Source organism: Celeribacter sp. (genome assembly GCF_048261515.1).
Lineage (GTDB): Bacteria > Pseudomonadota > Alphaproteobacteria > Rhodobacterales > Rhodobacteraceae > Celeribacter.
On record NZ_JBLXFZ010000008.1, the window covers coordinates 22169 to 34143 of the forward strand.

The following is an 11975-nucleotide window of genomic DNA, read 5'->3' on the forward strand; positions in this document are numbered from 1 at the left end:
GAATTCATCTGTTGGTTAATGGTTTACGAACAAGCGATGTGCTGCGGCCTTTCCTGTCATAGGTCTGGAAGCTACTCTTGGCGGTCCGTGCCGAATCCAGCCTTTGCCGCACTGCGTTGATTCCTTTAGACGCCGCAGAAAGCAGGTTCTGGTTCCGCGCGGATGCCTTCTGGATCGCGTCGAGATCCTTGCGTGTGAGCTTGGCAGTTGAAAGGTTTTTCAAGGCCCTTTCCTTACGCGGGGCGATCCGCGACATCTCGCTAAAGTCCATTGCCAGAATGGCGGCGCGTTCCTGTTCGAGAATGGCCAGCATGTGTTTGGCGGGGTGGAAACGGTCAAGAAATGCCATCTACGCGCTCCGTCAGAGATTTGAAGATTTGTTCGGCCAGACCGATTCCTCCCGCCTCGACGATTTTCTCCGCCTGCGCGTCGATCAGGAAGGAGGTGAACTGGCTCTCTCCTTCGCCGCCGCCTGCGAAATCGGGCGTTTTGCCGAAGCCTGATTCCTTGAGCATCTGGGCGAGAAAACTCGCCTCAAGTTTCTCGGATGCGGTGCGCAGTTTCTCTGCTTCGTGCGACGACAGCGCTTTCGGAGAGGTTGATGGCAGGAGGCCTGAAAGTTCCATTCTGGATATCTCCAATTCTAGGTAACTTTCTCGGTTTAGTGGAATTCGGTAAAGGATCAGTAACCTGCGTCTGGGATTGTGACTGCGAAGAGTTAAGAACAGGTGCAAGAAATGCAGTTCAATTCCGTGGGTACGCTTGGGTCCAATGACACGCCTGTAGAGAACGGAACTGGCGCCGTATTGCCCCGTGAGGATGGCAGCGGAGCGTTTGGAGCGTTCTATCTGGGGAGCGGCGAACGGGTGTTTCGCGATGTGTATGAGCCAGCGCCAAATCAATCGGATATGTCCGAGCTGATTGAACAGTCGTCCGCGCGCGTAGAGAATGCGGTCTCGTTGCCCATGCGTGCCGAGTTAAGCAGTGGTGAGATCATTGCCACATTCACCAGTGATTTGAACGTTGCCTTTGAGAAAGTCGATGCTGTGATTGCGCAAGGGGCTGGCGAGGTAGAGCGAGACGCGTCGGACGAGGGTGTCGCAGAACTGGCGGGTGCGGCGATTCCTGCGTTTGGCGTTCGGACAATAGTGGCGACCCATGACGAGCCTTCGCCAGATGTGGCTATGAAGATCGTAGAGGCCAATGAAGACCCCCCTTTGGGGCAGCGTGCCGTAGAACTGCCCAGGTTGAAGGGTCAGGTTCCTGATGGTGTGAGTGGCGGGGTGACAAATATGACGACCATACCCGTCACGGACGATGCTCAATCGGAGAGGCTTGCCCTAAGGGGGACCGGTGTGCCGGTCATAGAGGGTGCACCCGTTACAAAGTCAGGAGCGAAAGCGATCGCTCAACACAATGTTGGCGTCCTACAACTTGGTGTTTTGACTGAGACAGTTGCGATTCCCGAAATGCCGATCACGGAGGTGGGAAGCACTGGCAATATTAAAGGTAGTGGTGATAAGCATAAACCGATTGCAGGTTCTCTTGGCGAGAAGGCTCAGGGAATGATGGTGTTACCCTTGGTCATGCGGTCCAGCGAAGCGCCAAAAGCGGCGGATATGGCAACGTTGGAAGACAGGCAGGTTGGCTTTGTGGGGGCGGAGGGAGTGGCTGAGAAACTGGAAGCGGAGAGGGCACAGAATGTCCAAAACTCTAAAGAAACTGTGACCGTGTCTCAACCTGTCGCCACGAATACATCCACCAAATCTCCGACGGTTGGAGTTGATGTTGGCGCGCAGAGTACTTCGTCACGGGCGGCAGAAACGGGTGACGCTAAGACCGCCGATCGCGCGTTTGAAATGCCGAAAGAGAGCGCACAGGCGGCAAGAGTTGCACCCGTTGCGCCGACGCAGACATACGGTTTGGCCAGCGCGGTCATGACGAATGCAAGGGGTGATGAACCGACATCTGCCGAATTGAGTGGCGCGCTCGGTGTGGATGATGTGCAAGGACGGTTTGACTCGTCCGCGGTTACGCACCCGCGCGATGCCACGGCAGTTACGCAAACGCTGAACATGCAGCGCATTGAAGTGACTGCGGGGATCGCGGCTCAAATTGTCGAGGCGGTGAAGTCACTGCCCGATCGCCCTGTCGAGATTTCGCTCTCGCCCGAGGAACTCGGGCGCGTTCGGCTGACGTTTCAGGTGTCAGAGACAGGTGCGATGACGGTCGTGGTGCAGGCGGAAAAACCCGACACGGCCGAGATGATGCGGCGCAATATCCATCTGCTTCAGGAAGAGCTCTCAGCGCTTGGCTACGAACAAAGCGAGTTTCAATTTTCTGAAAATACAGGCGGGGAGAGCCATGGAAATGGCAGCGCGTCGCGTGCATTCGACTCCTCCGCTGAAGGTGAAGTGCCCGAATTGATCCGTCCCGCGATGAACGATGCTCCTGTGCCTGTTCGGGTCGCGCTTGATGGTTCAACGCGTATGGATATGAGGCTGTAACATGACCGAGATTACACAAACCCAAACGACGCAGACGAGCTATCCGAGTGCCAGCACCACAACGTCCACAACCGAAAATGCGCTTTCGTCGGATTTCGAAACGTTTCTGAAAATGCTCACGGTTCAGTTGAAGAACCAGGACCCGCTAAATCCCATCGAATCGACCGACTATGCAGTGCAGCTTGCAACCTTCTCGGGTGTTGAGCAGCAGGTTTTGACCAACGACCTGATTAACGACCTGTCCACGCAGCTCGGGGTGATCGGCATGTCGCAGGCGACGGGCTGGGTCGGGATGGATGTTGAGACCGATGCGCCCGTTCAATTCAACGGCGACCCCGTCGACCTCAAGGTGCAACCGCAATACGGGGTCGACCAATCCTTCCTGATTGTCCGTGATAGCGGTGGTGGCGAAGTCCAACGGATCGCTCTAGACCCCCATGCCAGTGAATTTACGTGGTCTGGGATAGATGCCAACGGAACGCAGTTCAATATGGGCACCTACGAGTTTATTGTCGAGAACCATGCAAACGGTCAGTTCCATTCGAATTCGGATGTGTCCTCTTTCGGACGCGTAATTGAGGCGCGCCGCGATGGTGGAGATATTCTTCTGGTGCTGGAAAGTGGGGCGGTAGTGTCGGCCGACAGCGTCGCTGCACTGCGCGAAGGGGGCTAACACTTGCGGCGGCGGTCCCGTGACACGTAGAAAGGCTCGACAGACAGACGGGCCAAATGACCAATTCAGAGTTGCCACCACCAGCCATCCGTAGCGCCGCCGCCAGATTTCTGACGGATGATGCGGTGTGGTCGGCGTTTGAAGGCGGGCGGACGAACACGGGGTGGCGCGGACGCGATGGCCACCGAGACCTCGTGTTCAAGCTCTACCGCGTGGACCGTTCCAATCCCGTTTTCCCCAACGACCCCCACGCGGAATGGCGCGTGTTATCCGCGCTCAAAGGCACCAACCTTGCGCCCCAACCCGTTGAATTGTTGGAAGTCGAAGGGCAGAGTTGCCTCGTCTACGACTATGTATCAGGAGAGACTTTTGAGACCGCCACGCCAGAGATGGCGCGTGCGCTCGGGACCCTTCACGCAATGCCGCCATCTGGTTTGAGTGGCAGTCGTGCGGATACGGGCGGTCTGATCGGTGCGGGGTGCGCGCTTTTCGACGATGATCCTGCCCCGATCAGGGTGGACTACGGTGAACGTCGGGTGTTCCTGCATGGTGATCCGACACCAGCAAACGCGCTGAAAACAGCCGATGGTGTGCGGTTCCTCGATTGGCAGTGTCCAACCCACGGCGATCCTGTCGATGATCTAGCCGTGCTCGTCTCGCCAGCGATGCATGTGGTCTATGGTGCGCGGGTTCTGACCTCGTTCGAGCGGCGCATGGTCTTGGAGGCATATCCCGACAAAGCCACGGTGGCGCGGTATCAACTACTTGCACCTGACCTCAGCCGTGCGATTGCCAACTACTGCCGCTGGAAAGTGGCATGTGGTGAGGAGGACTATGCGCCTGCGCTTGATGCGGAAATGGCCTATCTGGCTGCGCTTACTTGAGGCTTACGAGAAGAAGAGAGCCACGCCAGCACCGAGCACGGCGGAAACTGAAGCGCCCAACATGAGCAACGCGATACGGGATCTGCGCGACATATGGGGCGGCGGCGGGGTTTGCTTCGACTGCGCCATCAGAAAGTTCTCGGCGATTTCGGGAAGGCGAGGACCAAAGCGGGACAGAACACGCACCGTGGAGCCGAGATCACGAAGCATGGCTTTCGGGCCGACGTTTTCCTTGATGTAGTCCTCGACGATCGGCTTTGCGACTTCCCAGATGTTGATATGCGGATCGAGTGAGCGTGACACTCCTTCGACCACCACCATCGTGCGCTGAAGCAGGATCAACTCCGTGCGGGTCTCCATTCCGAAGCGCTCAGTCACCTCGAACAGATAGGACAAAAGGCGCGCCATGGAAATGCGGGTCGCATCCATGCCGAAAATGGGGTCGCCAACAGCACGCAAGGCCCGGGCGAACTCAGCTACATCGCGGTCGGCGGGCACATAACCTGCCTCGAAATGCACCTCGGCAACGCGGGTATAGTCCTGACGAATGAAACCGTAGAGGATCTCTGCGTAGACCCGCCGCGTGTAAGCGTCGAGGGCACCCATGATCCCGAAATCGAGCGCGACGATTGTTCCGTCCGATGCGATCTTGAGATTGCCTTGGTGCATGTCCGCGTGAAAATAGCCATCGCGAAGGGCGTGCCGAAGGAACATTTGCAGCACACGTTTGCCGATCGCGGAACGATCAACGTCGAGCGCATCAATGGCTTCGATATCCGAGGCGGGTGCACCGTCAACCCATTCCAATGTCATGACACGGCGTGACGAAAGCTCCCAATCGACTTTGGGAACGTCGAAACCTTCGTCATTTTGCGTGTTGGCGCGGAACTCGGAGGCGGAGGCACTTTCTAGACGCAGGTCCAACTCACCCATCACTACGCCTTCGAAATGCGCGACCACATCACGTGGGCGCAGTCTGCGCGAGGATGGCAGCAGTTTCTCGATGACCCATGCCACGAAATAGAACGCGTCAATGTCCTTGCGGAAAGCCTTTTCGATCCCAGGGCGCAGGACTTTCACGGCCACCTGTTTCCCGTCGGACTGAAGCCGCGCGCGGTGCACCTGAGCGATGGAGGCAGCGGCCACGGGCTCGGAGAATTCCGAGAACACTTCATCCAGCGGCTTGCCTAATTCCCGTTCGATGGTGCTTGCCGCTTTGGCGCGAGAGAACGGAGGAAGCTCGTCTTGCAACACCCGCAATTGGCGGGCCAGCTCGGTGCCGACAACATCGGGACGGGTCGACATGATCTGTCCGAACTTGATGTAGGCGGGTCCGAGCGCGGTGAGCGCGCGCGTAACGGGCGGCTGGTCACTGTCGCCCTTGATGCCGAGCCATTGAACGGGCCACATCAAGGTGCGCGCCAGAATGCGGAAGGCGCGCGGCGCTTCCATGGCTTCCAGCGCGACACTCATCGCGCCCGTGCGCTCCATCGTGGCACCCGTGCGGATGAGCCGCCAGATATTGTGCGGGCCGCGCATCAGATTTTCCACCCCGAGTGCAACGCAGCAATCCCCAAGGACAGATTGCGATAGGCAACCTGCTCGAAGCCAGCGACACGGATCATGGAGGCGAAGGTCTCCTGGTCGGGGAATTTGCGAATGCTTTCGACGAGGTATTGATAGCTGTCGCGATCACCTGCAATCGCCTGCCCCATGCGCGGAATGACGTTGAACGAATAGAGGTCGTAGGCCTTTTGCATCGCGGGGTTTGGAAGTTGCGAGAATTCCAAAACCATCAACCGCCCGCCTGGTTTGAGAACGCGGTAAGCCTCAGACAGCGCGTCGGGAATACGTGTGACGTTCCGAATGCCGAAAGAGATTGTGTAGACGTCGAATTGATTGTCATCGAAGGGGAGGGCCATCGCGTCGCCTGTCACCCACGACAAGCTTTCGGCCATATCGGCGGCCTCGGCACGCTTACGCCCTTCGACCAGCATCGATTCCGTCATATCCAGAACGACAGACGACCCGCTTTTGGCGCGCTCAAGGAAGCGGAACGAGATGTCGCCTGTGCCGCCCGCCACATCTAGAAGCCTTTGACCGGGACGCGGAGCAAGCCAATCCATCATCGCATCTTTCCAGACACGGTGGATACCCATCGACATCACGTCATTCATGATGTCGTATTTGGAGGCCACGGAGGTAAAGACCCCGTGGACCATGCCGGCCTTCTCGTTCTCGGCAACATCCTTGAAACCGAAATGGGTGGTTTTCTCGCCCGATTGCGCCATCGTTCTTGAACCTCTCAAAAGCGTCCCCTTCTTATAGGGCGCATTCCACGCGATACAATCGCAAGCAATCCCCAAGAGGAGTAACTATGCCCGAATTACCCGAAGTCGAGACGGTTCGTCGCGGTCTGGAACCCTCGATGGCTGGCGAGCGTGTCTCGCGGGCGGATGTACGTAGGCCTGATCTGCGCTGGCCGTTTCCTCCGAATATGGCCGAACGGCTCACGGGCGCGCGGGTCGAGCGGTTGCGGCGGCGGTCAAAGTACATCCTCGCAGACCTTGATACGGGCGAGAGCCTCCTGATCCATTTGGGCATGTCGGGGCGAATGACTGTGTCAGGCGACCCACTGGGCCAGTTCGTGCATGAGCACCCGCAGATTGCAAAGCATGACCATGTTATTCTCGACATGGAAAACGGTGCCCGTGTGACATTCAATGATGCGAGGCGGTTCGGGGCGATGGATTTGCTCGACACGGCGCGTGCGGAAGAACATCCGCTGCTCGCAAAGTTGGGGCCTGAACCGTTGGGGAACCGTTTCGACGAGGATCATCTGGTTGCCGCATTCGAGGGCCGCAATACGCCAGTGAAATCGGCTCTGCTTGATCAGCGGATCGTGGCGGGGCTTGGCAATATATACGTTTGTGAAGTTCTCTTTCGCGCGGGAATCAGCCCTCTGCGCAAAGCCGGACAGATTTCACCCGCGCGCGTCGCTTCCTTAGTGCCGATCATTCGTTATGTCTTGAACGAGGCGATCAAGGCGGGGGGATCTTCACTCAAGGATTATCGACAGGCGGACGGGGAATTGGGATATTTTCAGCACAATTTCCGTGTCTACGGGCGCGAGGGCGGGGCCTGTTCGCGGGAGGGATGCGGCGGGACCGTCAAGCGCGTGGCGCAGTCGGGGCGATCAAGCTTCTACTGCCCCCGCTGCCAAAGATAACTTGCGAATAGGGAACACCCTGATAGGACTCAACCAAGCGCGCAGCACTTTGGAGACACAAATGGCTTATTCCACGATCCAGACCGAAACCCATGGCGCGGTTCTGTTGATCAAACTCGACCGCCCTAAAGCGATGAATGCACTCAACTCGCAGCTTCTGGCCGAATTGGCCGAGGCGCTGACCGCGGCGGATGCGGACAAAAGAGTGCGAGCGATTGTCCTGACTGGCTCGGAAAAGGCATTTGCCGCCGGAGCCGATATTAAGGAAATGTCCACCAAGAGCTTCGCCGACATGGCGCATGAGGAGATTTTTGCCTCTGACGCCGACATCATCGCAGGGATCCGCAAACCCGTCATTGCGGCGGTGGCAGGCTATGCGCTTGGAGGTGGTTGCGAGTTGGCGATGATGTGTGATTTCATCATCGCTGCGGACAACGCAAAATTCGGCCAGCCCGAGATCAACCTCGGGATTATCCCCGGAATTGGTGGAACGCAGCGCCTGACCCGATGTGTCGGCAAGTCGAAAGCGATGGAGATGATTCTGACGGGGCGGTCCATGGATGCCGAAGAGGCCGAACGTTCTGGCCTGGTATCGCGCATTGTGCCCGCAGGAAAGCTCATTGACGAGGCTTTGAGCGCGGCGGAGAAGATTGCGGAGAAGAGCCTGATTTCGGTCGCTGCAGCAAAGGAATCGGTGAAGCGTGCGCAGGAGGTCTCTCTCTCCGAAGGCGTGCTGTTTGAACGTCGCAGTTTCCACGCGCTTTTTGCGACCGAGGATCAGAAGGAAGGCATGTTGGCTTTCATCGAGAAGCGCACGCCGCAATTTCGCGACAAATAGTAGGGCACACGTGGCCGATAGGGGCTTCCCTTTAGGGCGATTCTTCTCTAAAGAGACGGCTTACATGCGCGTGGAGCCCGCTCAGGCTATGATTTGCCCGTCCTGAATGAGGACGTGGGTTCCTTCGCAACAGAGATGCAAACCGAACCCACGAGAGGGAACTAATCATGGCGAATTCGCCCCAGTCCAAGAAACGCGCCCGTCAGGCCGTTCGTCGCACCGACGTCAACAAAGCCCGTCGCTCGCGTATCCGCACTCACCTTCGCGCCGTAGAAGAAGCCATCGAATCCGGTGATCAGTCCGCAGCGCAAGAAGCGCTCAAAGCCGCGCAGCCCGAATTGATGCGCGGTGTGACCAAAGGTGTGATGCACAAGAACACTGCGTCCCGCAAAATGTCCCGTCTCGCCGCACGTGTGAAATCGCTCGGCTGAGTCTTTCGGACATGACGATATGGAAAGCGCGCCCTTGGGCGCGCTTTTTTTTGTGGGTTTTTCGGCGTGATCTATGCCGCGCTGATTCTCGATGGCGGCCGATGGCCTCAACTTCGGTTTGGCGCAACTGGGAATCTCGAGGCACAGGTTCAAGCGTGACCGATTGCAGCAATTTCGCCACGGGATTGCTGAAAGAAAAAGGGGTTATCGGATTCGGTTTGGGGAAAGCCCGAGTCAAGCGCGAAGTTCCGTTGCGCGTGCGCTCACGAGGTTGCTAGTTTCACCCTGCGATTCACGTCGACTTGGGGGGACAAGCGAGAAAGTGCACCGCGAAATACCATATTGGGCCAAACGGCTTCGAGGGCGTATTTCCCGTGCATTTGCAGGTGTTCAAAGCGGTTAGGGGTAACCGCATGGCCACCGTCGGACGACACAGCGCTCTTATGGCGCGGAAGTTGTTCCGATTGTCCAACGACCCGATCATATTGTGCTGAAAGGCCTGGCGTTTGCGGATGGTGAGGCATCCGTGCCAGTGGCTTTTATCAATTTGAGCGGGCCGCGTAGGGACCGGACTAAGCAGGGGCTATGGATGGTGAGCATCTGTAGCAAACGTCCGGTGCTGTTTTCCGAGTAATCGTGAGGCGTCTGTAAGCCGGCATCTATTTTGGATGTCAGCCGCCATGTTTGCGGCGGTCAACGAAAACGATAATTTGGGTCGAACGAGAAAATGAAAAACGAAGTGTGGGGACGTGTGAAGGGGCATCTTCTTGAGGAGATTGGCCAGAACAACTTCTCGAACTGGATCGAGCCTCTGGAACTGACGCAAATCGAGGACGGCACCGCACGCTTCTCGGTTCCAACGAGCTTCATGGCGAATTGGGTGTCCCGCAATTTCTCCGATACGATTCTGGCACATCTCAAAGCGGCCAACTCAGGCGCGTCACGTGTGAGCTTTGATGTGATTGCCAACCGCCCTGCACCAGTTAAAGAAGCCGCAGGTGCTCAGACAGCCAAGGCGGCACCTGCGCCATCCCGCCCTGCTGAAGCCGCGCCACAACAACGTGCGCCCCTTCCAGGTGCGCCGCTGGATGCACGTTTTACCTTTGACAATTTCGTCGTCGGCAAACCCAACGAACTTGCCCACGCCGCCGCGCGTCGGGTTGCTGAAGGTGGTCCCGTGACCTTCAATCCGTTGTTTCTCTATGGCGGTGTTGGGCTAGGTAAGACCCACCTGATGCACGCCATCGCCCACGAAATTCAGGCCCGTAGCCCCGAATTGCGCGTCCTTTACCTGTCCGCCGAGCAGTTCATGTATCGCTTCGTTCAGGCGCTCCGCGACAAGCAGATGATTGATTTTAAACAGATCTTCCGTTCCGTCGACGTTCTGATGGTTGACGATGTGCAATTCATCGCAGGTAAAGACAGCACGCAGGAAGAATTCTTCCACACGTTCAACGCCCTCGTGGACCAGAACAAGCAGATCATCATTTCTGCCGATCGCGCACCTGGTGAGATTAAGGATCTTGAGGACCGTATCAAGTCGCGGCTGCAATGTGGTCTCGTTGTCGACTTGCATCCGACCGACTACGAGCTCCGCCTTGGTGTATTGCAGACCAAGGCCGAGAACTACCGCGCGCAATATCCTGATTTGGTGTTCGCTGATGGCGTGTTGGAATTCCTTGCGCATCGCATCACCACCAACGTCCGCGTGCTCGAAGGCGCGCTGATGCGCCTGTTTGCCTTCGCCTCTCTTGTGGGGCGCGAGATCACGCTGGAAATGACGCAGGAATGTCTCGCCGATATCCTCAAGGCTTCCGAGCGCAAAGTCACCATCGAAGAAATCCAGCGCAAGGTGGCCGAGCATTATTCGATCCGTCTCAGCGACATGATCGGCCCCAAGCGTGTGCGCTCCATTGCCCGCCCGCGTCAGGTCGCCATGTATCTGTCCAAGCAGATGACGTCGCGTTCGCTGCCCGAGATTGGTCGCCGCTTCGGTGGACGCGACCACACAACGGTAATGCATGGCGTCAAGCGGATCGAGGAACTCAAATCCGCCGACAGCCAAATCGCCGATGATCTGGAGCTGCTGCGTAGGATGCTGGAGGCCTGACGGTCGATCCGTGATGGCGGGCACGAAAACTGTGCGGTGGCGGTGACATTTCGCGCCGCAGTACCCTCTTGCTCTTGACCCTTCGCGCGTGACGCAACACAGTCAATCCAAACAAGTTCTTGCGTCGAGCGACGGATGGTTTACGTTCGGCGCCCCGACCATTTGACACACGAGGGTGTAATGAAAATCAGCATCGAGCGTAGCGCGCTTCTGAAAGCCGTCGGACAAGCGCAATCCGTGGTCGAACGGCGCAACACGATTCCGATTCTCGCCAACGTCCTGATCGAGGCGGATGGGGGCCATGTGTCCTTCCGAGCGACCGATCTCGATATCGAAGTGGTCGACAAATGTGCCGCCATGGTTGAGCGTGCAGGGGCGACGACGGTTTCGGCGGTGACGCTGCACGAGATCGTGCGCAAACTGCCCGACGGTGCGATGGTCGTTCTGACCGACGATGGGGCCTCGGGGCGGCTCACTGTGGAAGCTGGTCGGTCCAACTTCTCGCTCGCCACACTTCCGAAAGAAGATTTCCCCGTGATGGCTAGCACGGATTACGACAGCAATTTCGCGATTGCTGCACCAGTTCTGCGCCGCCTGTTCGATAAGTCGAAGTTCGCAATTTCCACCGAGGAAACCCGTTATTACCTCAATGGCGTTTACATGCATGTATCTGATGCTGAGAGTGGTCAGGTGCTGCGTTGCGTGGCGACGGACGGTCACCGTCTGGCTCGCGTAGACGCGCCTCTTCCCGCGGGTGCCGCCGACATGCCGGGTGTGATTGTGCCGCGTAAGACCGTGGGTGAATTGCGCAAACTGCTCGATGACGACGACATGGAAATCGCTGTGTCCGTTTCGGAGGCGAAAATCCGTTTCGCGACACCCGACATCACACTTACTTCTAAGGTCATCGACGGCACCTTCCCCGACTACACGCGCGTTATTCCTGTTGGAAATACCCGTAAGCTCGAGGTCGACGCTTCCGAATTTGCCAAGGCGGTTGACCGTGTGGCTACCGTGTCATCCGAACGCTCGCGCGCGGTGAAGCTGTCGCTCGACGAAGACAAGCTCACCCTGTCGGTCAACGCCCCCGACGCGGGCGCGGCGGAAGAAGAACTGGTCGTGGCCTACAACGACGAACACCTCGAAATCGGGTTCAACGCGAAATACCTTCTGGAAATCGCGTCACAAGTTGATCGCGAGAACGCGGTGTTTCTGTTCAACTCGTCAGGCGACCCGACCTTGATGCGCGAAGGCAACGACACCTCGGCGGTCTACGTTGTCATGCCGATGCGCGTTTGAGAAT

At 57.7% G+C, this 11975-nt stretch carries 12 protein-coding genes; 8 read left to right on the forward strand and 4 right to left on the reverse strand.

Annotated features, from left to right (window positions below; genetic code table 11):
• Positions 1-4: 4 nt before the first annotated feature.
• Positions 5-349 carry a hypothetical protein gene (locus ACN0SC_RS14085; protein WP_417250323.1) on the reverse strand — a complete coding sequence of 115 codons (345 nt, stop codon included), beginning with the start codon at positions 347-349 and terminating at the stop codon, positions 5-7.
• Positions 336-626, reverse strand: coding sequence for a rod-binding protein (locus ACN0SC_RS14090; RefSeq protein ID WP_417250324.1), 291 nt, complete (start codon positions 624-626; stop codon positions 336-338). The genes ACN0SC_RS14085 and ACN0SC_RS14090 overlap by 14 nt, the downstream gene beginning before the upstream one ends.
• Positions 627-737: 111 nt before the next feature.
• Between ACN0SC_RS14090 and ACN0SC_RS14095 the strand changes: the two genes are divergently transcribed.
• Genes ACN0SC_RS14095 through ACN0SC_RS14105 form a run of 3 tightly spaced genes read left to right on the forward strand, consistent with a single transcriptional unit; the run spans position 738 to position 4064 of the window.
• Complete coding sequence (locus tag ACN0SC_RS14095) at positions 738-2507, forward strand: flagellar hook-length control protein FliK (RefSeq protein ID WP_417250325.1); 1770 nt, start codon at positions 738-740, stop codon at positions 2505-2507.
• A 1-nt stretch (position 2508) separates the two neighbouring features.
• Positions 2509-3180 carry a flagellar hook capping FlgD N-terminal domain-containing protein gene (locus tag ACN0SC_RS14100; protein WP_417250326.1) on the forward strand — a complete coding sequence of 224 codons (672 nt, stop codon included), beginning with the start codon at positions 2509-2511 and terminating at the stop codon, positions 3178-3180.
• Between the two features lie 56 nt (positions 3181-3236).
• Positions 3237-4064 carry a phosphotransferase family protein gene (locus ACN0SC_RS14105; RefSeq protein WP_417250327.1) on the forward strand — a complete coding sequence of 276 codons (828 nt, stop codon included), beginning with the start codon at positions 3237-3239 and terminating at the stop codon, positions 4062-4064.
• Between the two features lie 3 nt (positions 4065-4067).
• Here the strand turns inward: ACN0SC_RS14105 and ubiB are convergent, their stop codons facing one another.
• The gene (ubiB, locus tag ACN0SC_RS14110; protein ID WP_417250328.1) at positions 4068-5603 is read right to left on the reverse strand and encodes a 2-polyprenylphenol 6-hydroxylase; all 1536 of its coding nucleotides are present in this window, start codon (positions 5601-5603) and stop codon (positions 4068-4070) included.
• A complete protein-coding gene (gene ubiE, locus ACN0SC_RS14115) occupies positions 5603-6355 on the reverse strand; it encodes a bifunctional demethylmenaquinone methyltransferase/2-methoxy-6-polyprenyl-1,4-benzoquinol methylase UbiE (protein ID WP_417250408.1) in 753 nt (250 codons plus the stop codon). Before ubiE ends, ubiB begins: the two co-directional genes overlap by 1 nt.
• An 86-nt stretch (positions 6356-6441) precedes the next feature.
• Here ubiE and mutM point away from each other — a divergent pair, with 86 nt between their 5' ends.
• The 5 genes from mutM (at position 6442) to dnaN (ending at position 11971) form a co-directional block, all read left to right on the forward strand.
• Positions 6442-7293, forward strand: coding sequence for a bifunctional DNA-formamidopyrimidine glycosylase/DNA-(apurinic or apyrimidinic site) lyase (gene mutM, locus ACN0SC_RS14120; protein ID WP_417250329.1), 852 nt, complete (start codon positions 6442-6444; stop codon positions 7291-7293).
• 61 nt (positions 7294-7354) lie between these two features.
• A complete protein-coding gene (locus ACN0SC_RS14125; RefSeq protein WP_417250330.1) occupies positions 7355-8131 on the forward strand; it encodes an enoyl-CoA hydratase in 777 nt (258 codons plus the stop codon).
• A 167-nt stretch (positions 8132-8298) separates the two neighbouring features.
• Complete coding sequence (gene rpsT / locus ACN0SC_RS14130) at positions 8299-8562, forward strand: 30S ribosomal protein S20 (protein ID WP_417250331.1); 264 nt, start codon at positions 8299-8301, stop codon at positions 8560-8562.
• A gap of 727 nt (positions 8563-9289) precedes the next feature.
• Entirely contained in the window at positions 9290-10672 is a 1383-nt protein-coding gene (dnaA, locus tag ACN0SC_RS14135) for a chromosomal replication initiator protein DnaA (protein WP_417250332.1), read from the forward strand.
• Positions 10673-10852: 180 nt separating this feature from the next.
• On the forward strand, positions 10853-11971 hold the full coding sequence (gene dnaN, locus ACN0SC_RS14140) for a DNA polymerase III subunit beta (RefSeq protein WP_417250333.1): 1119 nt from the start codon (positions 10853-10855) through the stop codon (positions 11969-11971).
• Positions 11972-11975: the final 4 nt, after the last annotated feature.